The sequence below is a fragment of the Sorangium sp. So ce693 genome (genome assembly GCF_051521375.1).
Lineage (GTDB): Bacteria > Myxococcota_A > Polyangia > Polyangiales > Polyangiaceae > Sorangium > Sorangium atrum.
Map to the genome: position 1 here is coordinate 7499663 of NZ_CP150347.1, position 23192 is coordinate 7522854.

Here is a 23192-nt window from a genome sequence, read left to right on the forward strand (position 1 = left end):
CGCCCGAATGCGCATCGCGCTCGTTTATCCGCCGACCTGCGATCCCACGGCCCCGTACCTCGCGGTGCCGATGCTGACAGGCTTCCTCCGCGCGAACGGCGTGGAGGTCCTGCCCGTCGACGCGAACATCGAGGCCTTCGACGCGCTCCTCACGCCGCAGCGCATGGCCGACCTCCGCGACCGCCTCGAGGCGCGCCTCGGCGAGCTCGACCGCCGCCCCGCGCTCCCGCACACAGACCAGCTCGAGTACGTCGCCCTCGCCCGCGCGCGCGGCGACGCGCACGCCGTCCCGGATGCGGTGGACCTCGCCAAGGCCACGCTCCGCTCCCCTGACGCCTTCTACGATCCGGACGCCTACGCCCGCGCGGTCGCGACGATCGAGGCGGCGCTCGGCGTCGTGTCCGCCACGCACCACCCGCTCAAGCTCGACTTCACGGCATACCGCACGCCGTTCGGCCTCACGTCGATGGACGAGATCGCCCGGTCGAGCCGGCCGGAGCACGACCCCTTCGACGCCTGGGTGCAGCAGACGCTCGTGCCCCGGCTCCGTGACGCGCGCGCCGACATCGTGGGCCTCTCCGTGTGCTTCCCGGGTCAGCTCCAGCCCGCATACGCGTTCGCGCGCAAGATCAAGGAGGCGCTGCCCGGCGCGCACGTCACGTGCGGCGGCCCCGGCGTCACGCAGCTGCTCCTCCGGCTGTCGGGCGAGCGGCTCGCGCGCGCCCTCGGCCCGTTCGACTCGGCGTGCCTGTTCGAGGGCGAGCACACCCTCCTCGCGCTCGCGCGCGCGCTCGACGAGGGCCGGCCGCTCCGGGACGTGCCGAACGTCGTCGTGCGCGATCGCCTGATGGGCGCGCGCTGGACGTCCGGCCACGGCATGGAGGACCTGAAAGCGCTCCCCCCGCCCGACTTCGATGGGCTCCCCCTGGAGGCGTACCTCGCGCCGGCGCTCGTGCTCCCGTACGACCCGACGCGGGGCTGCTACTGGGGCAAATGCACCTTCTGCCATTACGGGCTCGCGGAGGTCGGCACGGCGGCGTACCGCGAGCGCGCCGTCGAGACGATCGTGGCGCACCTCGGGGCCCTCGCCGCGCGGCACGGCACGCGCCACTTCTACCTGTCGCAGGACTCGGTCGCGCCGAAGACGCTCGTGAAGATGGCGCAGGCGATCCTCGACGCGGGCCTCGACGTGCGGTGGGCCACCGACCTCAAGCCGGAGAAGTACCTCACCAGGGAGCGCGCGGACGTGCTGCGCCGCGCGGGCGCCGTCGCATGCGCGCTCGGCGTCGAGTCCGCGTCGCCGCGCGTCCTCGGCCTCATCGACAAGGGCGCTCCCGTCGAGGTCGTCTCCGACGTCATCGACCACCTCGCGTCCGCGGGCGTGGCCGCCGAGGCGATGTGCTTCACGGACTTCCCCACCGAGACGCACGCCGAGGCCGTCGAGACGCTCGACTTCCTGCGCGCGCGGCGGGAGGCGCTCGCGGTCTACATCGTCGGCGAGTTCGGGCTGACGCACGGCGCGCTCGTCGCGCAGACCCCGGAGCGCTTCGGGATCGACGAGGTGTTCGCGCTCGAGGGCGACGAGCTCGGGCTCGGCCTGTTCTTCGTCCCGCGGGAGCCGTGGAAGACCGACGCCGAGCGCGCCGACGTCGACGCGCGGCTCTCCGACCTGTCGCGCGGCTGGACCCTGCGCAGCTATCCGTGGGCCGGCGCCGTGTCGACCGCGCACACGATCCTCCAGTACGACCGCTTCGGCCCCGGCGTCTTCCGCGATCGCGCGGCGCGCCGCCCCGACGAGAGCATCCCCGGAGCCAGCGCCATCGAGCGCGGGCTGCGCTTCGATCCGCGCGCCGCCGAGCACGCGGAGGCGCGCGAGGCGGAGATCTGGGCGACGCTCGTTTACGAGGAGCGGCGCGTGGGGCGCGACGCCTACGAGCGGCTCGCCCGGTCGTTGCCGCCGCTCCGGCCGAAGCCCGTGCGCGTCAGGTTCGTCGCGGGCGCCGCGCCGGCCGTGACGTCGGGGCGACGGCCGTCGCACGCGACCAGCGCGGCACGCTGAGCCTCGGCCCGAACAGGAGCGGCGATCGACGCATCACGCGATGGCTCGCCGTTGCGCATCGAGGCATGAATCCGCTGACGGCGCACGGGCCCATTGCCTGGCCGCCTGGCCGCGCGCCGCGGCGGCGCTGTCGCCCGACGTGAGGCAATGCGACCTATCGTCGCACACGCGACGAATCGTCGAATCGACCCATCGTCGAATCGACCAATCAGCGATGAATCGAATAGGCTTCCCACGAGCCTTCACGATCGGTTAAGTTCCACTGTTGGAGGTCCGTCGCCCTCGAGCCCCTGAGTCAGCGAAGCACAGGAGGGGCTCCGGGAGTCGATAGGACATGCGCCTTCGGCGCGCTTGCTTGGGGAAGCCGCGTGCGGGTCGTCACGCGGTGGAGTTCAAAGGCATCATAGAATGAAAAGTTTCAATGCATTCGTAATCCTGGGTTCGGTGTTCGCGCTGACGGGGTGCGTCGTCGATGCGGACTCCTCGTCGGAGCTGGGAGACGACGCGGAGGTCGACGAGCAAACCTCCGTCGCCGAGCAGGCGGTGACGAACGGCGCGGTGAACGCCGCCTGCGCCGAGTCCCTCACGCTCCGCGACCAGCCCGGCGGGGCGACGCTCGGCACGATGTACACCGGTCCGTACAACGGCGTCTCGAAGTTCTACGTGCAGTCGACCAGCGGCAGCTGGTCCTACGGCTACTCGTACTCGCTCGGCCGATGGGGCTGGGCGATGACGTACTACCTGACGACGAACTACAGGGAGCAGGGGGCACCCGGACAGATCGGCTACTACTACGCATGTTATCGAGCGGACGGTTCGGGCTGGGGCGGCGGCATCGGCTGACCGGCGCGGCGGGTCGCAGGCAGCGCTCCTGGGGCCGCCCACCCCGCGCCCTACCGCCGCCGCCCCGATCCCGCCGGCGGCCTGCTCTCGGAAGGGCATGGTAGGATCGGGCCAATGGCCCAGAAGGCGCCCCAGGCGAAGCTGTCCCAGGAGGAGTACCTCGCGCTCGAGCGCTCCTCCGAGGTGAAGCACGAGTACGCTGGCGGTGAGGTGTTCGCGATGTCGGGCGGCACGCGCGAGCACAGCCTCATCGCTGCCAATGTGGTGGGTGAGCTTCGCAGTTCGCTGAGAGCGCGTCCCTGTGAGGCGCACGCGTCCGACCTGCGGATCAAGAACGTGACGATCGGCCGCTACGTCTACCCGGACGCCTCGGTCGTCTGCGGCCAGCCCCTGTTCGAGGACGAACACCGCGACACCCTGCTCAACCCCACAGCCGTCTTCGAGGTGCTCTCCGACTCCTCGGAGAGCTACGACCGCGGCGGCAAATTCGCCCTGTATCGGGGGATTCCATCGATCGCCGATTACGTCCTGCTGTCCCAGAAGCAGGTGGAGGTCGAGCACTTCCGCCGCCAGCCGGACGGAACCTGGCTGCTCCGTGTGCTCGGCCCGGGCGAACGACTCCAGATCGCGTCGATCGGCTGCGACCTGGCAATCGACGAGCTCTACCTGAAGGTCTTCGCTCGGCCCACGGGCGGTTGAGCGGCTCCGCTCGGCTCTTGGCCCGAAGCGGAGCCACCGCTCCAGGACTACACCGCCGCCGCCCCGCCCCCGCCGGCCGCCTGCGCGCGCGCCCGCTTGCGGACCATGATCTCCGGGGACTCCGCGACCGCCATCCCCACGAGGCGCATGCCCTCCAGGAAGTGCTTCACCCCGCTCCGGACGAGCTCGTGGCTCGCCTCGCCGACCTCCGGGTAGCCCCGCCCCTCCGCGTCGGGCTGCACCTTGCCCCAGTTCGCGAACAGGCGTCCCCACGGGCTCTCCAGCACGGGGGCCATCTTCTCCTTCGCGTAGCGCGGATACCAGAACATGTCGTGATACGTGACCGACGCCACGTAAGCCCAGGGGGCGAGCCACGTCTTGAGCGACCACTCGATCGGCTTCTTCAGGGGACCCCAGTAGATGCGGTGCTGGTTGCGCGAGGCGAACGTCATCTCCTTGAACGGTCCATCGAAGTTCCACTGCTCGTTCGCCGCGTCCACGTCGCCCACGAGCTCGATGTCGCGCACGTCGCCCGTCCCGAGGCCGAGATCGTGCGCCAGCCGCACGAACTTGAGATCGCGCAGCGGATCGAACCCCATCAGCTTCGCCGCCACGGCGTCGATCGCCACCTGGTCCGAGGACGCGAGCAGCACGTTCTTCACGTGCGGCACCATGCAGCGCGGCCCAGGGCCGTCGCCCGCGAACGTCCCGTCCATCACCGCGAAGACCCCGCGGTGGATCTTCTTCTGGATCATCAGGAGATCCACGAGCGTCTCGTGGATCACCGGGTGCGTCCAGTGCCGGTGCTCGTTCAGGAGGCCGCCGAACGCGTTCTTCATCGCGCCCGTCGTCGTCGTGAAGATGTGGGTCTTCACCGTCGGCAGGTGGATGATGTTCTCCCCGATGAAGCGCTTCGGGATCGAGAACCCCTTCGGGTACACCTCGTTCAGACAGAGGAACTTCTTCCGCAGATCGCCGACCGCGTCCCCGATCGGGATCCACTCCTCCCCTTCGTAGAGGTGGACGTTGCGCAGGCCGTGCGCCTGCACGACGTCGATCTGCTTGTTCTCGCGCTCGCCGAGGTGGGCGTCGATGACGACCGTGCGGTTGTGGCAGGCGTGGATCAGGTCCTTCGAGTACCCGTCCTGCGTCATCGCCCGGATGACCCCCTCGAGCTGCCAGGGCGTCGTGGATGAGCTCGGGTAGAAGAAGTGCCAGGAGATGTTCACCTTGAGCGCCGTGTCGGCGTCCTTGGCGACCACATCCTGGTAACCGGCCAGGTTCATCAGCCGGTGGTAGTCCGAGAGCACCGTCGCAGGCGACGTGCGGATCACAGCGACCTTCGATTTCGGCATGGCTGGGCCCTTATAGCCCGTCCGGAGTCGCCCGTTCCGGGAAGTTGCAGGGCGTCCGCGTGGAGGCTCCGTGCAGGCGCGGTCGGCACGGAGCGCGGCGCGGGCGCGCGCTCGCCCGACGCCCGCGTTCCGCGCTCCGCGTACGCGGAGAGCGTACGTGCAGAGCGTACGCGGAGAGCGTACGCGCAGAGCGTACGCGCAGATCCACCCTGTCACGATCGTGGCATCTTGCCCCAGGCGCGAGGCGCCGCACACGCGCCCGGACGGAAGCGGCTGGGGCCGATCTCGACGCTACCCGCCTCGCGTCCCCGAGAACGCGCCGGCCGACAGCCTCTGCCGCCGGTCGGCACGGGGGCTGCAATGCTCCAACACCAGGGAACAGCAAGGAACCGCGGCGAACAGCCGCCATCAGGAACCACGTTGAGGTCGTCTCCACGAAGACAACGGATCGACCCCTGAAACCCCTTTGGAGGACATCATGCTCGGCTGGACTGTCACCTTCTTCATCATCGCGATCATCGCTGCGATCTTCGGCTTCGGCGGGATCGCCGCCAGCGCCGCGTCGATCGCGAAGATCCTGTTCGTCGCGTTCTTGGTGCTCGCGGTGATCTCGCTCGCGCTCGGGCGCCGCATGCCGGCATGATCCGGAGACAGGGTGGAGGCCATGAAGAACGCTTCGCAACCGCGGAATGGTGAGAGGAACGGTACGTTGGACAGCGCGTTGGACAGCACGTTGAACGGCGCGCCGAACATCGCGCCGAACGGTGAACCCTGGAAGCCCGGCGTGCCGCCGCCGGCGGCGAGCCCCCCCGGCGAATCGCCGGCGACCCCGGCGACCCCTGATTCGCCAGGCTCGCCCGGCCGCGCGTCGCCGGACCGCGAGATCCAGCTCCCGGGGACGGCGCAGCCCGGAGGGGATCCGGGGACGAGGCACCAGCCCGAGGTGCCAGCGCCCGCGCACACGCAGGAGATCCCGGCGCCGCCGCCTCACGAGGTCCCCGGCCACGATTTCCCGCGCGCTCGGAGCGGTCCATAGGCGATATGCCAGAGACTCCCGCCCTCCCTCCCGCGCCCGGCGCCGGCGCCCCGCGTCGTCAAGGCCGCTTCCGCCGGGCGCTGGCCCGCGCGGCCGCGGTGTCAGCCAGCGTGATCGGCCTGGGCGCCGTCTTTGTCACGGCGGTGGCGGTCGGCGCGGTCGTTCACCTGAACGCCTCGTCGACCCGCAACCTGACAAGGCAGCTCATCAACGACACCCTGCGATCCAGCCTCGAGGGACGGATCGAGATCGAGCACATCGACCGCCTCGGCCTCTTCACCGCCGACGTCTCCAGGGTGACGGTGAGCCACCCGAACGGAACCGAGCTCCTGCGCGTCAGCGGCGTCCACGCGGACTTCAACGCGCTGTCGATCGCGACGGAGCTCCTCCTCGGCGACGGCGACCTCGCCGTCACGATCCCGCTCGTCCGGGTGGCGGACGCGGACGTGCTGCTCGAGCAGGACGAGCAAGGCGCGCTCACCCTGGCCGAGGCGTTCACGCCGACGCCGTCGGAGCCGCCGGAGGAGCCGCCCGCCGAGCCTGCGCGGCCGCTCCGCCTCGAGCTGTCGCGCGTCGTGCTCGATCGCGCGGCGGTCCACGGCACCGTCGCGCCAGGGAGCCCCATCGACGCGACGATCGAGGACCTCGCCGGCGGCGTCGTCGTCGCGGACCGGAGCCGGTACGCGCTCGAGCGCGTGCGCATCACCGAGCGGCGCCTGTTGCCGGTCCCGGTCGAGGCGACGAGCATCTCCGGGAGCGTCAGCGTGCCCGCGGACGCGCCGATGGAGCTCACCGCGAAGCTCGAAGGGAGCGTCGGGGCGATCCCGCTCACGGCCGAGGGGACCCTGAAGGACGAGCGCCTCACGGCGCGGGTCTCGTCCGCGCGCGTGACGCCCGAGGCAGCCCTCGCGATCGATCCGAGCGCGCCGCTCGCCCGGCCGCTCTCGGTGCGGGTGACGGCCGACGGAGCGCTCTCGGACCTGGCCGTCACGGCGCACGTCGCCGTCCTCGATCCGCTCGTCGCAGGCGACGCCGTGACCGGTGAGGTCACCGCCCACGCCCGGCTGGACGCGCTCGATCCGAAGCGCATCACGGCCGAGGTGCGGATCGCCGAGCTCGACCCGCGCGCCTTCGTCGGGACGGCGCCCGCCGCGCGGGTGAGCGCGGAGGCCCGAGGGGAGATCCACCTCGACGAGGAGGGCGGGCCGCGCATCATCGCCGAGGCCAGGACGGAGCCGTTCCTCGTCGCGGGACAGCGCGTGCCGGCGACAGAAGCGCGCGCGACCCTCGAGCGCGGCGCGCTGCGGGCCGCGGCGACGATCCACGAGCCCGGCGCGCCCATCGAGGCGAGCGTCGCCCGCTCGAAGGAGGGCGTGCTCCAGTTCGAGGCGCAGAGCGAGATCCCGTCGCTCAGCGCGGTGCAGCGCGTCCCGCGCGGCATCCACGGCAGCGCCGCGCTCCACGTCGAGGGCGCGCTCCGGGACGACGCGCTCGACGCCAAGGCGACCGTGCGCGTCGCCGGGCTCCGCGTCGGGTCCGATCTGCAGCTCGGGCGCGGCGAGGTCCGGGCCAAGGCCACGGGGCCCCTCGACAAGCTCACGATCGGCGGCGCGTTCCGCGGAGCGGACCTACGCGCCCAGCAGTACGCGTTCCGCAGCGTGGCGGCGAGCGCCGCGGGGCCCGTCACGGCGCCGCACGTCCGCGTGTCGCTGGCCAGCGCGGAGCGCCGGATCATGGCCTCGGCCCACCTCGATCTGCCGCGGAGCGAGGCGCGGCAGCTCCGCGTGGAGGTGGCGCGCGGGGAGGACGAGGTGACCGCGCAGGCCGCCCGCGTCGCGTGGGACCGCGGGATCGCCCTCCGCGGGCTCGCGCTGCGCGGCGACGGCGTGGGGGAGCTCGAGGGGAGCCTCTCGCTCGCCGGGGACGAGATCGAGGGCGACCTCCGCGGCACCGCGCTCGACCTCGCGCGCATCGCCGACATCACCGGGGCGCCGCTCGGCATAGGAGGCCTCGCCAACCTCGACGTGTCGGTGCACGGCCGGGGGGCGCGCCGCGCGGGGCGCGTCCAGATCGAGCTCGAGGACGGCTCGGTCCCGGGCGTGGCGCCGCGGCTCTCGATGAACGTGACGGCGCGCCTCGACGGGGAGGCGCTGAAGGCGGACGGCCTGGTCCGGCTGCTCGCGCCGCCCGAGCCGCCGCCGGCGCAGGCGCGGGAGGCCCAGCGCCCGGGCGCGACGCCCGACGAGGCGTGGACCACGGCCTTCGACACGGCGCCGCAGCAGAGGCCGCCGCCCCCGCCGGTATGCCACGGCGCCATCGCGCGCGTGCTGGTCGACGGGAGCGCGGCGAGGCTGCGCGGGCCGCTGCTCTCGGCGCGCACCTGGCAGACCGTCACCGGCTCGGCCCGCATGGACGCCGACGCGTGGCAGCTCGGGTGCCTGGCGCAGGCGTCGCCGGTCCCGCTCGCGCTGAGCGAGCTCGCGGGCCGGCTCACCGCGCGCCTCGCGGTCGCGCGCGAGGCGGGAGAGCGGCTCCCGTCGGTGCGGGACCTCCTTGTCCGCACGGAGGGCCTGCGCGCGGCGGGGCCGATCGACGAGCAGACGGGCGCGCCGGCGTGGGTGTCGAGGAAGCTCGACGCGCGGCTCGCGGGGGATCTCGACGCGAAGACCGGCGACGCCCACGTCACGCTGTCGGTGTTCGATCGCCAGCTCGTGGCGGAGCTCTCGGCCGCGCTCGACGCGGATCTGCCGGCGCTCCTCGCCGATCCGGCCGCGGCGCTCCCGCGGACGGCGATCGCGGCGCACCTGCGCGTGCCGCGCCGGCGGCTCAACGATCTCACCGAGCTGGCCGCCTTCGGGAAGCGGACGCCGGTGCTCTCCGGCTCCGCGGGGCTCGACGTGTACTTCGCGGGCAAGCTCGCCGAGCCCCGGGTCGTGGCCCGCGCGACGGCCGCGAACGTGAGCGGCACGACCGGCCCCTCGCTCCTCGGCAAGCTCCGGGTCGACACGCTGCTGGTCTATGACGGGCGCGACGCCGCGCTCGACGCCTACGCGTTCCGCGGGCCGATCACCTACCTGACGGCGAAGGCGAAGCTGGGCGCGGACGCCGCCGCCTTCCTCGGCGGGGCCCCTTCCGCTCGGCGCTTCAGCAACGGCAGCCTCGAGGCGAAGATCGCGGATCTGCCGCTCGCGGAGGTCCCCGTCCTCGCCGACATGCAGATCGGCGGCGAGGCGCGCGGCGAGATCTCCGTGCGCGGGCTGTTCGAGGCCGCGCCCGAGGTCAGGGCGCACCTTCAGTTCCCGGGCCTCACGCTCGGCCCCGACGCGCGGTACGAGACCGCCGAGGCGTCGCTCGACATCGCGCCGCCGGGCGGCGCAGGGCGCACCGCGGCCGTGGCCAGCGTGCGGCTCGCGGGGCGCGACGGCGGCCGGCTCGAGGCCAAGGCCCAGGCGCCCATGGTGTGGGACGCGAACGCGATCCCGACGCTCACCGACGATCGGAACGCCTCGGTGTCGCTCGCGGTCGATCGCTTCCGCCTGAGGGCGCTGGAGCCGTTCGTGCAGGGCTCGGTGAACCGGCTCGACGGCACGCTCGACGGCGAGGTGCGGCTCGGGCTCGGCGCGCAGGCGGGCTTCTCCGGCGAGATGCGCCTCGAGGGCGGCGTCGTCCAGGTGGCCACGATCGGCCAGCCGTTCGAGAACGCCTCGTTCCGCGTCGCCGCGAGCCCCTCCGGCGAGCTCCGCATCGACGACCTCCGCGCCGACGCAGGCAACGGCCAGGTCCGCGGGAACGCGACCCTCCAGATGGAAGGGTTCGCGTTCCGGAACGCCCGCGCCGAGCTCTCCATCCCGAGGGGCCGGGCCCTCCCGATCGCGCTGGAGGGCGTCCCGATGGGCGAGGTGCGCGGCCGGGTGGAGCTCGCGGCGGAGAAGCGGGCCGAGGAGATCGCCGTCCGCGTCGACGTGCCCTCGCTCGATCTGACGCTGCCGCCCACGATCGGGCGGAGCGTGCAGCCGCTCGGCGAGAACGCGGACATCACGACGTCGGCGCCGCTCAGCCAGAAGGAGTACGAGGCGCGGCGAGCGCCGGCCGAGCCGCCGGAGCAGGCGAAGGAGAGCGCGGGCGGCACGCCGATCGCCATGGAGGTCCACCTGGGCAGGATCGGCGTCGAGGGCGACATGGTGCAGGCCTCGCTGTCGGGGGATCGGGCGCACCCGCTCCGCATCAAGGTCGCGGGAGAGACCGAGATCCGGGGCAACGTGAACATCGTGTCGGGCAGGCTCGAGGTGCTCGGCAAGGAGTTCGAGATCGAGCCTGGCGTGGTCGCCCTGCAGGGGGATCCGTCGAATCCCTTCCTGAACGTGAGGGCGTACCACGACACGCCGGAGGGGACGCGCATCTTCATCGACTATGTGGGGCAGCTCAACCCGATCACCGAGGACAAGATCACCTTCCGTTCGGAGCCGCCGCGCCCGGAGAACGAGGTGATCGCCGAGCTCCTGCTCGGCAGGGAGTTCGCGGAGGGGACGCTGGCGGGCGGCACGTCCGCCGGGCAGCCCGCGTCGGGCAGCGGCAGCGCCGCCGGCGGGGTCGCGGCCAGCGTGGGGACGGGGCTCGCGTCCGCGCAGCTCAACATGATCCTCCAGAGCATCGGTCCGCTCCGGAACTTCGAGACGAAGCTGGGCACGACCGAAGAAGGCGCGCTGAAGACGACCGTTGGCTACCAGCTCGGGCAGCAGGTGACGGCGAGCGCGAGCTACGAGGCGGGGCCGACGGGGCAAGGACAGGGGCCAGGGTCCGGGGGCGGCAACACCGGCGCGCAGGCGCGCACCGAGGTGAGCCTCGAGTGGCGCTTCCGCCGGGACTGGTCCGTGCGGGCGGCGATGGCCACCGGCGCGAACCCGGCGACGAGCCTCGACCTGCTCTGGAAGCACCGTTACTGAGCGCCGTCGCGCGCCGGGCGCGCCCGCTCGTCAGGACGGCGCATCCCCTTCGGCAGCGGCTGCGCGCCGGCTCAGCGCGCGACGCAGATGCCGCCGCAGTCTGCGCCGATCGGCGGGCTGCAGTCGTCGCCCGGATCGTCGATGCAGGTGAGCCCCTTGGGGCACTGGCGCGCCGTGATGCCGCCGCACGCGGGAGGCCGGGGCTCGGGCACCACGCAGATGCCGCCGCAGTCCGCCCCGCCGCGCTTCGGGTCGCAGTCGTCGCTCGGATCGTCGATGCACTCGAGCCCCTCGGGGCACTCGAACCCCGCGAACCCCCCGCAAAACGGCGGCTTGGGCGTCGGCTCCACGCAGATGCCGCCGCAGTCCGCCCCGCCATGCTTCGGGTCGCAGTCGTCGCTCGGATCGTCGACGCACTCGAGCCCGTCGGGGCACGGGAAACCCGCGAATCCCCCGCACATCGTCGTCGGCGGGTCCTCGACGCACACGCCGGGGCAGTCCGCCCCGCCGTGCTCGGGGTCGCAGTCGTCGCTCGGATCGTCGACGCAGGCGAGCCCGTCGGGACAGCTGGTCCCGAGGAACCCGCCGCACGTTTCTGATTCGGACGGATCCACCGATTCACCGGTGTCGCCGTCGTTCCTGCCGCAGCCCACGAGCCCGATCACGATCAGCAAGAGAGCCAGCCCTTTGTGGCGCATCAGAACCTCCGCGTTGCGTTTGTCCGAACGCCGCATTGAAGCACCTTCGGTGCCACGGGGGGCGGACGCAATTCGGGCGGAGCGCGCGATCCTCGTCGCGGGCACCGCGATCGCGGTGTCTTGCTGTGTCGCGGTTGTGCCAACGGCTTGACGGGAGGATCTGCGGGCGCGGGTGGAGGTCGTCTCCTCCACGAGCCCAGGGGCGGCGTATGCATTCGTATGCATTCGTATGCATTCGTATGCATTCTATGCATTCCGCGCGCCGCCCCTGGGCGGGCCGCGTCGATGGGGGGGCGTCGACGCGTCAGAGGGCGTCAGAGGGCGGTGGAGAGCCGGTCGAGCACGGCGTTCATGACCGGCCGATAGCCGTAGTCGGGCGCTGAGGGGTCGGCCAGCTGCGCCGGGCAGATCGAGCCTGCGACCCCGCGCTCCCCGAGGCTCCGGATCAGCTGCAGCTCGCGGAGGCCGGGGTAGGCCTTGGCGTGGTCCTGCGTCGTGGACCGCGCCCCGGGATCCGCGGGGTCGTTCGTGCCTTCGGGCTTGCACAGCGGGCTGTCGACGTTCATGCCGGCGACCGCCCTGCAATCGCACGACTGGGCCATGCCTTCGCAGACGCGCTCCTCGGCGAGGGGGAAGATGCAGGCGTACTGGAGATCTCCAACGCTGCCCGCTGGGATCGTATATTCGCGGCCGTTGATCGGGTTCCAGCCCGCGGAGCTCGGGTGGATGGTCGGGGAACCGGTGATCGGGTTCATGCCCGAGCGGGGCGCCGTCGACTCGATCATGAACGGATCCCCGGCCACGACGTGGTTCGCTGGATCGCCGAGGAAGACATCCCACGTGCTGCTGAACGTCGTGGCGTACGGCGGGTCGAGGAGCTCGGCGGCGCTCTTGAGCCCGCCGACCGACTGGCCGAGCTGGTTCAGGCCGCCCCGGAGATCGGGGTCGCCGAGCGCATTCTGGCGCGCGAGGTCCTGCCAAGGCACGCCGACGATGCCGGTGAACACGACGTGCTGCGGCCCTCGGGTCCGGGTGTTGTCATCGCTCGGGTCCAGATCCGAGAAGATCGGGTTTGGCACGAGCTCTCCGCTCCTCGATACCACCATGCGCTCCGTGAGCGCCCGGGTGTACCGCTCGATCGGGTAGAGGAAGTCGATCCCGAAGCGGCGCTTCTGGTCCCAGCACCGGAGGTTCACCGGGTCTTCCGCCGCGGTGAGCCTGGCGGGGTTGCCATCGGGGCCGGTGCAGGCCGGATCCGCGGGGCAACCGTCCTGCTGCTGTGCGCAGGACGTGCAGCACGGATGGTTCGGGTCGGTCGCGCACTCGCTCCGCGGCCGCCACAACCTGAAGCCCGCTCCCGTCTCGGCGACGAGGTAGTTCTTGCCTTCCTCCTTGATCGAGCAGTCGTTCTCGTCGGAGAGCATCACGATGAGCAGGAGCGAGTCCGGCCGGAGGAACGCCTTCCGCTGCGCCAGGAGCGTCGTGTCGAGCCCCGTCACTGCAATGTCCTCGCTCGGCGACGACACGCCGATCGTCGCATACGGCTCGGGATCGACGAGGAAGCGATAGAAGCTCTCCAGCGGCGCCTCGAAGCCGCACCCGGCTTGCCCGACCCCTTGCACGATGTCGCTGAGCTTCCCGGCGAGCGCCACCGGATCGGAGTCTCCCGCGGGGACGTGGCTTCCGGTCGGGTCCCACACGAGGAAGCCCTTGTCCTGGTAGGTCGGCAGGTCGTTCTCGTTCGACGCCTCATTGGAGCGCGCGAGGAGGTGGGCCATGTCGACGTTCGAAGCGGACGTTGCCCCCTGACAGGCGGCCGACCCGTGGCCGCCGAGGCTGCTGCTGATGACGCCGATGTGCATGTCCTGCACCGGGGTGCGCACGCGCAAGGTGCCGGCGGGGCATGCGCTCAACCCGCTCGGGGGCTGGAAGGGGGGAGCAGCGCCCGTCGGATCGACGCAGAACGGGTTGGTCATGCCGTCGACGAAGTCGGCGAGCACCAGGCGCATCAGTTCCTGCTTGTCCGACATGGAGCCGGAGTTGTCGACCACGAAGAGCAGATCGACCTTGTCCGGCGTGAACTGCGGCGGAACCCAGCCGCCCGTGCCCGTGCCGGAGTCGCCCCCGCCCACCCCGGTACCATCGCTGCCGCCGGTACCGTCGCTGCCGCCGATCCCCGTGCTGGTGGTGGAGCTGGTGCCGGGTCCGCCGAGGGAGACATCGACTTTACATGCAACGAGCGAGACGGCGCTCAGGACGAGAAAGGGAGACAGCGCTCTTGATAGCCTCGAAGACATAATTCCTCCTTGCGCGGTGCCGTGACGCGCCGTCCAACACCGGCAGTGACCGAACGTGAAGGGACGCCCGCCCCGCTTCCCATTTCAAAAAAACCACCTGGCCCCAAAACGACGCGGACAGCCCCCTTCCCACCGCCCATGGGCGTTAACCAAGCTCGTTCGGTCACGCTCACAGCACGAAGCCTGCCCGCTCCCCCCTCGGCCACCAACGTGAACGTGAACATGAACGTTTACGTGAATGTGAACGTGAACGTGAACGTGAACGTGAACGTTTACGTGAACGTGAACGTGAACGTGAACGTGGTCGTGGTCGTGGTCGTTCACGGCCTATCGTTGACGACCACGACCACGACCACGACCACGATTACGACCACGTAAACGTTCGAATGTAGGAGAATGCGACGCTTGGCTAACGCCTATCCCTCACCCTGCCCCGCGCTAGGGGGTGAAGGAGCGGAGACGGGGTACGTGCGGGCTCGACGGATAGGCGAGGAGGAACGCCGACGCGCGCTGCGCGGCCGACGCGCGATCGCCGCTCTGCCAGAGCGCCTCGATGGTGAGCGCCTCGCGCTCCTGCGCCAGCGCGCCGCCGGGGAAGCGGAGCCGCGCCTGCTCTGCGATCCTCAGCGCGCCGGCGGCATCGCCGCGCCGGAGCGCCGCGCGCGCGTCGCCGAGGAGCGTCAGCTCCTCGCGCAGCCGGCTCTCCCGCAGCGCCGGGCTGGACGCGCTCTCCGCGCCGACCGCAGCGCCCGTCGCCTCCGGCACGGGCGCCGCTGCGAGGACGTCCGCCCCGGCCGCGGGCGACGCGCTCGCGGCGCGCTCCGATAGCGACGCGCCCGGGCTCGCGGGCGTCGCGGCCGCGCGGGGGCCGGTCCGCGCGGGTGACCTGTCCGGCAGTGGTGCCTCGGCCGGCGGAAGCGGCCTCGATCGCAGCGGCGCCTCGACATGCGGCGGCGGCTCGGCAGGCGGCGCCAGCTCGACAGGCCGCGGCGGCTCGACAGGCGGCGGCTCGGCCTGCGCGGCAGCAGGCCCACGCCCCTCCGGCGGAGAAACTGGCCCGGATGCCGGCGCCGCGACGACCTCTGCGGCCTCGACGATCCGAGCCGGCGGCGCCTCGCTCGACGGGGCCACGACGACATAGCCGGCGACAATCAGGCCCCCGCAGGCGGCGCCGAACAGCATCGCCTGCACGATACCCGCAGCGCCCGCCGCTGCGGCCACGCCGCCGGTGGCCGCAGCGCCGGAAGCGCCGGCGCCCGCCGCAGCGGACACCACCTTGCCCGCGGACACCGCCGCGGCGATCTCGCCAGCGCCCGTGGCCGCGCTCGCCGCGCCGCCCGCGCTCGCCGGGAGCGCCCCTCCCGCGGCGCCTTGAGCCCCTCCGAGCGCGGCGGCTCCGGCGAGGCCGATCTGCGCGGCCATCGCGGCCCACACCCGCTCCTGCGCCCCGTCGGGCGGGTCCGCCGAGGGAGCTGCGCGCAGGAGCTCGCGCTCCATCTCGAGCGCGTTCGCCTCGGCGTCGAGCCAGCGCACCGGATCGCTCATCGCTCCCCTCCCGCGCGCTTCCAGACGGGTTGCCGCTCCACCTCCGACAGCGGAAGGACGACCGAGGGATGCCCCTCGGGCGCCGGCGCGCGCTCGGCGGCCGCCGCCTTCAATACGGGCTGCGACCGCGTGGTGACCCGGGCCCCGCCCACGTGGAACTCGTCGCGCGCCTTCAGGCGCGCGACGGCGCGGCGAAACGCATCGCGGGCGAGGCGGAGGCGCGAGTAGACGGTCCCCAGCGGGACGTCCAGCAGCTCGGCGACCTCCTCGCCGCCCATGCCGTCGAGCTCGAAGAGCGTGAACACGGCGCGCTGCTCGAGCGGCAGCTCGTCGAGGATCGCCTCGAGCAGCGTGATCGCCTGCCGCCGCTCCGCCTCCGCGCCGACGTCGGCCCGGTCATCGGCGCAGTCGAGCAGCGGCTCGTCGTCGTGAGCGCGCCGCCTCAGATGCGCGAGCTTGCGCCGGTCACGGGCGGCGTGAAAGCAGATGCTGTAGAGCCAGGTCGTAATCTTCGACCGACCCTCGAATTCGGACAACCGCCGATGGACGACCAGGAACACGTCCTGGACCGCGTCGGCGACGTCGCTCTCGGGCACGCCAAGGCGTCGCAGCGAGCGCCACACGAACCGGAAGTGCTGCGCATAGACCTCTCCGAAGGTCATCCTGTCCTGCCGCTTCTCGCCATGCCCATCGCCTCCGTGGTGGGTCCCGTGGTTCGCCATCAGAAAATCGACACGCGGGCGCTCAGGCCGACGAGCAGCCCCACCGGGGAGGGGTCGAGCGCCACGTCCTGCGTCAGGGGCGTGCCGGCCTCGCCGCCCGCGCGGCGCTCGACCGTGAAGCGCGCCCGCGCGACCGGCGCGAGGAGCGTCGCGCGCGCGGACCAGCCCAGCGCGCTGGAGCCGAGGAGGGTTCCTTCCGCGACGGCCGAGCCGCCGAGGGCGAACCAGGGCGCGGAGGCCTCGCGATCCGGGACGAACCCCTTGCCTGAGCCGTAGACGGCGCCGAGCACCGCCGCCGCGCAGGCCGAGAGCCGGAGGCCGTCGAGGCCGCCGGCGATCGTCGCGCAGCCGCGCGCCGTGGCGGCGACGAGCCCGAGGGAGACGACGCCCGGCGCGAGCTCGGTGTCCTGGGGAGGCAGCCACACAGCGCCGACGCCTGCGGACCACGCGCGGCGCCGCAGGGAGACATCGGCCATCGCGGCCGCCCGGAAGGGATCCAGCATGCCCACGGTCTGCGCGGCGCCGAGCTCCATCGAGACGTCCTCGCGCGCCGCCCGTGGCGGAGGACGCGGCGGCGCGGGCACGACAGGAACAGGAGCCGCCGCGGGCGCGACAGGGGCCGGCGCGGGCGCAGGCGCGACAGGAGCCGGCGCGGGCGGATCGCTGTCGAGCAGGATGGCGATGGTCAGCGCCACCGCCTCGACGAGCTCGCCGCAGGACGCCCCTACCTCGGACGAGAGCTGCCGGGTGCGACCACCTGCCTGAAGGACGGCGGTGTAGGTGGCGCCATCACGGAGAAAGCGGACCTCGAGCTCGGCCGCCCCGTCCGCGCTCGCGAGGGCGCCGCCCGCGTTCGCAGGCGTATCGCCGGGAGGAACGCCACCCGCGTTCGCAGGCGCGTCACCGGGAGGAACGCCACCCGCGTTCGCAGGCGTATCGCCGGGAAGGGCGCCACCCGCGTTCGCGGGCGCCTCACCGGGAGGAACGCCGGCGCCAGCGGGAGCGCCCGAGGTGCTCACGGGGTCGAGAGCCCGCCTCTCCATCACGCGTTCGACCGCGATGGCGAGCGAGGGCGCATCCGGGCAGTCGGCCGCAGAGGGCGCCCGCTGGACCGCGAGCCGCGGGAGCGGGGCGGCCACGACGACGCTCGGCCAAACAAGGGAAAAGGCGCACACGGTCAGGACGCAAAGCGCGCCCCGACGCGAGGGATGAGGGCAGGTCACAGGATGCCTCCCATTACCGCAAGGAACGGCGCAAGCGGAATTAGGACGCGCAGAGCTCCGTGGGCTTGGGCGAAATCGCTGCGAGGGCGAGAGCGCCGGACGACCGGACCCCCGGCGCCTTCGGGCGACGCCGGTCGCGACGGCGCGCGTTCCATGCCGGAGGCGTCACCGCCTGCCGTGCCGGAGAGCACGACGCCGCCTGTGGCGCGACGCGCGACCGACGCAACGACGGCGACGCCGGTCGCGAGCACGGCGCAGGATCGGATAGAGTGCGCCGCATGAACTCCTACGAGCTGGTGACGTGTGCGAGCTGTTATGGCGAAGGCGAGATCAACACGGACTCCGGCCCCTATCTTTGCAAGGACTGCCAAGGGAACGGCCGCATCCTTCCGACCGGAGAGCAGATCGAGGAGCGCATCCGCGAGATCGAGGTCGAGCTGGAGCGCCACCCCCACGAGGTGAAGCCGGAGACCCGATGGCTCGTCTTCGAGCTGCGGCGCACCCGCAAGCTGCTGTGGCAGATCCGGTCGTACTGCGAGGAGGCGCGGAGCGACGCCGACGACGCGATCATCGTCAAGATCCGCGATCTCGCCGACGCGGCCGTCGCCCCGAGGAGCCCTGCGATGCCGCGAGAGATGCTGCCAGAGGACGCCTGATGCCCGGCTCCGCCGGGGAGCCGGACAGTCGACCCACGGGAGCTCGCGCGCCCTGCTCTGGCGCGGCGCGGGGTGTTCCGGCGGCTGCTCTCTACCCCGCCCTCCTCGGCGCCGCGTGGGCTGCGCTCGCGCCGCCGGTCCAGCGTCTCCACGCGGGCGGCGCGCGCGCTCGCGGCCGCTTCCGCGTGCGGCGCGGCCGGGGGCTCGCGGCGCGCCTGGTCGCCGGCCTCCTGCGCATGCCGCAGGCGGCCGAGGACGTGGCCGTGACGCTCGCCGTCGAGCCGGCGGGCGACGGGGAGCGGTGGCTCCGCACCTTCGGGGCACGCCCGCTCTTCTCCTCGCAGTGGCGCTCGGGTGATCTGCTGGTGGAGGGGCTCGGCCTCGTCCAGTGCTGGTTCCGGCTCCGCGCCGAGGGCGGAGCGCTCGTGTTCGAGCAGGTCCGGTCGACGCTCGGGCTCCGCCGCCTCGGGCTCCCGCTGCCCCGGTGGCTCGCCCCGCGGGTCGAGGGGCGGGCCGGGCCGCTCCGGGACGAGGTCCACGTCGACGTGCGGATCTTCGCGCCGGTCGCCGGGCTGCTCGTCGCGTACGAGGGGCGCGTGGTCTACGATGCGGGCGGCGAGGCGCCCCCTGCTCGCGCCGGCGCGTCCACGCCGGCGTCGACCGCGCTGTCAGCGCCGGAGCCCCGCGCGCCGGAGCCCCGCGCATGATCACGGCGCTCGTGCTCCTCGCCGTGCAGGGCGCGCTCGGCGCCTTCGACACGCTCTATTACCACGAGTGGCGGGCGCGCCTGCCCGGCGGCGTGCCGGGCACCGCGCCCGAGCTCGTCCTTCACGGCGCGCGCGATCTCCTGTACGCGGCGCTCTTCGCCTCCTTGCCGTTCGTGCGCTGGGAGGGGCTCGCCGCGTGGGCGCTCGCGGCGCTGCTCCTCGCGGAGATCGCGATTACGCTCCGCGATTTCGTCGTCGAGGACACGGTCCGGAGGCCGCTCGGCGGCGTGTACCCGGGAGAGCGGGTGATGCACGCCGTGATGGGCATCATTTACGGCGGCGCGCTCGCCCACCTCGTCCCCGAGATCTGGCGCTGGGCGCATGACCCCACGGGCTTTTCCCGCTGGGACGCGCCGCTCTCGCTCCGCGTGATCCTGCCGCTCATGGCCGCCGGCGTGCTGCTCTCGGGGCTGCGCGACCTCGGCGCCGCCTACGGGCCTCGCTGGCTCCGCTTCCCCTGGGGGCGCGCCTGAGCCGCTGACCGCGCCAGCGCGCCTTCAGCCCTTCACCGCGCCCGCCGTGAGCCCCGCGAGGATGCGCCGCTGGAAGACCAGCGTCAGCACCACGAGCGGCACGGTCACGACGATGGAGGCCGCCATGGTCTGCCCCCAGGGGATCTCGTAGAGCCCGCTGCTCGTCGTCGAGAACGCCTGGATCGCGTAGGTCACGGTGCGCTTGTCCGGCGTCTGGGTGAAGGACAGCGCGAACAGGAACTCGTTCCAGGCGGCGATGAAGGCGAGGATGCCCGTCGTCGCCATCCCGGGGACCGCGAGCGGCAGCATGACCCGGGTGAACACCTGCCAGTGCGTCGCGCCGTCGACATAGGCCGCCTCCTCGATCTCGCGCGGGATCGCCTTCATGAAGCCGGTGAGCACCCACACCGTGAAGGGGAGCGTGAAGATCAGGTATGTCAGGATCAGCGCGGTGAGCTGGTTGTACAGCTTGAAGAAGTTGATCATCTCGAACAGCGCGCCGAGGACGGCGATCTGCGGAAAGATGGTCATCCCCAGGACCACGTACAGCACGAGGCTGCGCCCGCGGAAGCGGAACCTCCCCAGCGCGTAGGCGGCCAGCGAGCCCACGGCGAGCGACACCGCGGTGACCGAGACGGCGACGATCACGCTGTTCAGGAGCGCCGTCTGGAACTCGCCGTTCGCCAGCACGAGGCGGTAGTTGTCGAGCGTCGCGCGGCCGGGCCAGTAGCGGACCGGGGTCGTGAAGAGCTCGTCGTCGGGCTTGATGGAGGAGACGAACGCCCAGACGAACGGGAAGACGGTGAACACGAGCACCGCGGCGACGAGCACGTAGAACAGGGCCCGCAAGGCGCCCTGTCCCGGCGAGCGTCGCCGCGCTGCCCTTCGCGGAGCGCCGCTCATCTCACGCCTCCTCGGCGCGGAACACCGCGAGATAGATCATGATGAACACCGCGATGATGAGGAAGAGCGCGACGGAGATCGCCGAGCCGTAGCCGATGTTCGAGACGCTGACGAGGGTCTGCTGGGCGTAGGTGGCCATGGTCTGCATGTCCGGCCGGTTGCCGAACATGACGAAGAAGACGTCGAACACCCGGAGCGCGTCGAGCGTGCGGAAGATGAGCGCGACCAGCATCGAGGGCCTGAGGAGCGGCAGCGTGATCCGGGTGAACTGCTGGAGCGCCGTCGCGCCGTCAACCCGCGCGGCCTCGTAGAGATCGTGCGGGATGAGCTGCAGCCCGGCGAGGAGGAGGAGCGCCATGAAAGGCGTCGTCTTCCAGACGTCGATGAGCGCCACGGCCCAGAACGACACCGCAGGATCGGCGACGAAGGCGATGTTGCGGTCCAGCACGCCGAGCTGGTTGACGAGCAGGTCGTTGAAGACGCCGTAGACGTCGTTGTACATCCACTTCCACATCTGGGCCGAGATGACGGTCGGTATGGCCCAGGGGATGAGCATGGCCGCGCGCACCGCCGAGCGGCCCTTGAAGCGGGAGTTGACGACGAGCGCGACGCCGAGCCCGAGGGCGAGCTCGCCGAGCACGGTGACGACCGTGAAGAGGACCGTGAGGAGGACCGCGTCGAGGAAGTAGCTGTCCTGCACGAGATCGACGTAGTTCTGCGCGCCGATGATGCTCGCCGGCTCCCCGGTGCCGAGGCGCGCGTTCGTGAAGCTCAGGTAGAACGTCTGGGCGAGCGGGTAGAGGGCGATGAACGCGACGACCGCGAGCGTCGGCAGGAGGAACAGCCAGGCGCGCCGCTGTCGCCGCGCGTCGAGCGATGGGTGGTCTGGAGGGGCCGCCGCGCTCGTGGCCGCTGGGTTCGCCGGCATGCTCATGGGATGTCCGTTCTCGCGAGGTGGTCTGGCCGGGAGATCTCGTGGACCGCGCCGCGCGCAGCGCGCCTCGCCAACGCTGGGCGAGGCGCGCGAGGGCGGCGTGCGGCGCGCGGCGTGCGGCGTCAGCGAAGCGCGCGCGTGAGCCGCTGCTCCACCTGCCCGAGCGCCTCCTTCGGATCCTTGCCCTGCAGGACCTGGCTCACCCCCTGGAAGAAGGCGATCGACGCCTCGTTGTACCGGGCGCCGGTGCTGTTCGAGGGGCGCGGCACGAGCGCGATGTCCTTCGCGCTCGCCAGGAAGGGCAGCGACTTCACCACCTCGGGGTCCTGCTGCACCGATCGGATCGTCGGCAGGAAGGAGCCCGAGGTCGCGCGGAACCGCTGCGCCTCGGGGCTCGTCATGTAGCGGACGAGCTCGATCGCCGCGTCCTTGTTCGGCGAGAACTTCGACACCGCGAGCTGCCATCCGCCGATGGTGCCCGCGCTCTTCTGTCCGGGCTCGTGCGGCAGCGGGCCCGCCGCGAACTTGCCCTTGATCGGCGACCGCTCGGCGTTACCCGCCGCGTAGGCATAAGGCCAGTTGCGCATGAAGGCGGCGTTGCCGCCCTGGAACGCGTTGCGCGCGTCCTCCTCCTCGTAGCTCGTCACGCCGGCGGAGGAGATCGAGCCCACCCAGCCCCTGGCGCGCGCGAGCGCCTTCTGGGCTTCCGGATTGTTCACGGTGATCTTGCCCTCCTGGATGATCGCGCCGCCGCCGTGGGACGCGATCCACTCCAGCGCGTTGCAGGTCAGCCCCTCGTAGGCCTTGCCCTGCCAGACGAAGCCGAGGAAGTTCGGGCTCGCCGCCCGCTCGCCGTCCTGGATCTTCTTCGCCATCTGCTCCAGCTCGTCCCACGTCTCCGGCGGCTTCTGATACCCGTACTTCTCCAGGAGATCGGTGCGGTAGTAGAGCAGCCCGAAGTCGGTGAACCACGGCATCGCCACGAGCTTGCCGTCGACCGTGTTGTTCTGGACGATGCTCTCGATGTGCTGCTTCGCCGCCTCGCCGAGCTTCTCGCTCAGATCGACGAGGTTCGGCGCGAAGGCGCCGGGCCAGATGACGTCCAGCATCATGACGTCGATGTCCCCGGACTGCGCCTGGAAGAGGCGCTGGTAGACGGAGTAGGTCTCGGTCGCGTCCTTGGGACGGGGGATGATCGTCACCTCGATGCCGGTGTCCTTCTGGAACTGCTGGATCATCACCCTGTCGAGCTCGGCGCCCACGCCCACCGGCTCGCTGTAATACTTGAGCTTGCTGCCGGCGTATCGCTTCGCCTCGGCGGCGTTCGGCACGGCGGGGGGTTGCGCCTTGATCGCCTTCTCGCCCGGCGCCTCCGACACCGCGGCCGCCGTCGTGGCAGCGGCGCCAGGGCGGTTCTCGCGGGCAGGCGGGCTCTTGTCTCCACGGCAGGCGCACAGCCCGACGACGAAGAGGAACAGCGCTGCGGTTCGCCATGCGCGGCGATCATGCTGCCGAGTGGGGTCCATCGCAGGATCCTTTCTGAGCTCTGTTCTGGAGAATTTCCACATTCCCGGTCGCCGGCAGAGCTATCGAGACGTGCCGCTCACGCGCGCGCCGCGAAGGGCGAGCGCCCGGGGCAGCATCGACCAGATGCGCGCTCGGGGGCAAGGGTTCGCGCCGCCTCTCCATGGGTAAAAAACCCAGGAAAGAGCCGTCGATCACAGACGGGACGGAGCGCGCGCTGCTCGGCACTGCTCTGCTCGCTGCTCGCTGCTCGCTGCTCGCTGCTCGCTGCTCGCTGCTTGCTGCTCGCTGCTCGCCGATCGCGGGCAGCGAGCGCAGCACAGCAGACAGCGCGCCGCGCGCCGCACACGACGCGTGGAGAAGGCGCGTGGCGCGAAGGGAGATGCGCCGCGCGGGGACACGACGCGCGCTGGCGGCGAGATGAGGTGAGGAAACGCGATACGCCTGCAGCGCACGGAAACGCGATGCGCCTGCAGCGCGAGGAGACAACGCGCGCAATGCGTGCGCGCTCGCGC

At 71.9% G+C, this 23192-nt stretch carries 19 protein-coding genes; 10 read left to right on the forward strand and 9 right to left on the reverse strand.

The genetic code is table 11. The features are described from left to right. The first annotated feature begins 7 nt into the window (after nucleotides 1–7). The 3 genes from WMF14_RS27910 to WMF14_RS27920 all read left to right on the forward strand — a co-directional run bounded on the left by WMF14_RS27910 (nucleotide 8) and on the right by WMF14_RS27920 (nucleotide 3601). Nucleotides 8–2059, forward strand: a complete 2052-nt coding sequence (locus WMF14_RS27910) for a B12-binding domain-containing radical SAM protein (protein ID WP_437790870.1) — start codon at nucleotides 8–10, stop codon at nucleotides 2057–2059. 408 nt (nucleotides 2060–2467) lie between these two features. Beyond that, complete coding sequence (locus WMF14_RS27915; RefSeq protein ID WP_437790872.1) at nucleotides 2468–2902, forward strand: hypothetical protein; 435 nt, start codon at nucleotides 2468–2470, stop codon at nucleotides 2900–2902. 114 nt (nucleotides 2903–3016) lie between these two features. Continuing rightward, nucleotides 3017–3601 (forward strand): Uma2 family endonuclease, encoded by a 585-nt coding sequence (locus tag WMF14_RS27920; protein WP_437790874.1) that lies wholly within the window; start codon nucleotides 3017–3019, stop codon nucleotides 3599–3601. Between the two features lie 47 nt (nucleotides 3602–3648). On the opposite strand, the gene WMF14_RS27925 is transcribed toward WMF14_RS27920, so the two are convergent. Further along, on the reverse strand, nucleotides 3649–4956 hold the full coding sequence (locus WMF14_RS27925) for a DUF362 domain-containing protein (protein ID WP_437790875.1): 1308 nt from the start codon (nucleotides 4954–4956) through the stop codon (nucleotides 3649–3651). A gap of 478 nt (nucleotides 4957–5434) precedes the next feature. On the opposite strand from WMF14_RS27925, the gene WMF14_RS27930 reads away from it, so the two are divergent. The 3 genes from WMF14_RS27930 (at nucleotide 5435) to WMF14_RS27940 (ending at nucleotide 10935) form a co-directional block, all read left to right on the forward strand. Then, nucleotides 5435–5599: a DUF1328 family protein gene (locus WMF14_RS27930; protein WP_012237660.1), complete on the forward strand. Its 165-nt coding sequence runs from the start codon at nucleotides 5435–5437 to the stop codon at nucleotides 5597–5599. A gap of 66 nt (nucleotides 5600–5665) precedes the next feature. Next, nucleotides 5666–5992, forward strand: a complete 327-nt coding sequence (locus WMF14_RS27935; protein WP_437790877.1) for a hypothetical protein — start codon at nucleotides 5666–5668, stop codon at nucleotides 5990–5992. Nucleotides 5993–5997: 5 nt separating this feature from the next. Then, complete coding sequence (locus WMF14_RS27940) at nucleotides 5998–10935, forward strand: translocation/assembly module TamB domain-containing protein (protein WP_437790879.1); 4938 nt, start codon at nucleotides 5998–6000, stop codon at nucleotides 10933–10935. A gap of 71 nt (nucleotides 10936–11006) precedes the next feature. Here the strand turns inward: WMF14_RS27940 and WMF14_RS27945 are convergent, their stop codons facing one another. Together WMF14_RS27945 and WMF14_RS27950 are read right to left on the reverse strand one after the other, a co-directional pair. Further along, nucleotides 11007–11633, reverse strand: a complete 627-nt coding sequence (locus WMF14_RS27945) for a hypothetical protein (protein WP_437790881.1) — start codon at nucleotides 11631–11633, stop codon at nucleotides 11007–11009. 314 nt (nucleotides 11634–11947) lie between these two features. Next, nucleotides 11948–13930: a hypothetical protein gene (locus WMF14_RS27950; RefSeq protein WP_437790882.1), complete on the reverse strand. Its 1983-nt coding sequence runs from the start codon at nucleotides 13928–13930 to the stop codon at nucleotides 11948–11950. 222 nt (nucleotides 13931–14152) lie between these two features. Between WMF14_RS27950 and WMF14_RS27955 the strand changes: the two genes are divergently transcribed. Next, the gene (locus WMF14_RS27955; protein ID WP_437790884.1) at nucleotides 14153–14308 is read left to right on the forward strand and encodes a hypothetical protein; all 156 of its coding nucleotides are present in this window, start codon (nucleotides 14153–14155) and stop codon (nucleotides 14306–14308) included. 60 nt (nucleotides 14309–14368) lie between these two features. On the opposite strand, the gene WMF14_RS27960 is transcribed toward WMF14_RS27955, so the two are convergent. The 3 genes from WMF14_RS27960 to WMF14_RS27970 are packed head-to-tail and all read right to left on the reverse strand — an operon-like array spanning nucleotide 14369 to nucleotide 17336. Next, nucleotides 14369–15475 carry a hypothetical protein gene (locus WMF14_RS27960; protein ID WP_437790886.1) on the reverse strand — a complete coding sequence of 369 codons (1107 nt, stop codon included), beginning with the start codon at nucleotides 15473–15475 and terminating at the stop codon, nucleotides 14369–14371. Next, nucleotides 15472–16197 (reverse strand): RNA polymerase sigma factor, encoded by a 726-nt coding sequence (locus WMF14_RS27965; protein WP_437790888.1) that lies wholly within the window; start codon nucleotides 16195–16197, stop codon nucleotides 15472–15474. Before WMF14_RS27965 ends, WMF14_RS27960 begins: the two co-directional genes overlap by 4 nt. After that, nucleotides 16197–17336 (reverse strand): hypothetical protein, encoded by a 1140-nt coding sequence (locus WMF14_RS27970; protein WP_437790889.1) that lies wholly within the window; start codon nucleotides 17334–17336, stop codon nucleotides 16197–16199. The genes WMF14_RS27965 and WMF14_RS27970 overlap by 1 nt, the downstream gene beginning before the upstream one ends. Before the next feature lie 362 nt (nucleotides 17337–17698). Between WMF14_RS27970 and WMF14_RS27975 the strand changes: the two genes are divergently transcribed. From WMF14_RS27975 to WMF14_RS27985, 3 genes are read left to right on the forward strand one after another with little or no spacing between them, the layout of a single operon-like run. Further along, nucleotides 17699–18076, forward strand: coding sequence for a hypothetical protein (locus tag WMF14_RS27975; protein ID WP_272093955.1), 378 nt, complete (start codon nucleotides 17699–17701; stop codon nucleotides 18074–18076). After that, a complete protein-coding gene (locus tag WMF14_RS27980) occupies nucleotides 18076–18783 on the forward strand; it encodes a DUF4166 domain-containing protein (protein ID WP_437790891.1) in 708 nt (235 codons plus the stop codon). Before WMF14_RS27975 ends, WMF14_RS27980 begins: the two co-directional genes overlap by 1 nt. Next, a complete protein-coding gene (locus WMF14_RS27985) occupies nucleotides 18780–19316 on the forward strand; it encodes a hypothetical protein (RefSeq protein ID WP_437790892.1) in 537 nt (178 codons plus the stop codon). The genes WMF14_RS27980 and WMF14_RS27985 overlap by 4 nt, the downstream gene beginning before the upstream one ends. A gap of 24 nt (nucleotides 19317–19340) precedes the next feature. Here WMF14_RS27985 and WMF14_RS27990 read toward each other — a convergent pair whose 3' ends face one another. From WMF14_RS27990 to WMF14_RS28000, 3 genes are all read right to left on the reverse strand, one after another. Beyond that, nucleotides 19341–20219 carry a carbohydrate ABC transporter permease gene (locus WMF14_RS27990; protein ID WP_272093958.1) on the reverse strand — a complete coding sequence of 293 codons (879 nt, stop codon included), beginning with the start codon at nucleotides 20217–20219 and terminating at the stop codon, nucleotides 19341–19343. Between the two features lies 1 nt (nucleotide 20220). After that, nucleotides 20221–21153, reverse strand: coding sequence for a carbohydrate ABC transporter permease (locus WMF14_RS27995; RefSeq protein ID WP_437790894.1), 933 nt, complete (start codon nucleotides 21151–21153; stop codon nucleotides 20221–20223). A gap of 122 nt (nucleotides 21154–21275) precedes the next feature. Beyond that, nucleotides 21276–22679 carry an ABC transporter substrate-binding protein gene (locus tag WMF14_RS28000; protein ID WP_272093960.1) on the reverse strand — a complete coding sequence of 468 codons (1404 nt, stop codon included), beginning with the start codon at nucleotides 22677–22679 and terminating at the stop codon, nucleotides 21276–21278. Nucleotides 22680–23192: the final 513 nt, after the last annotated feature.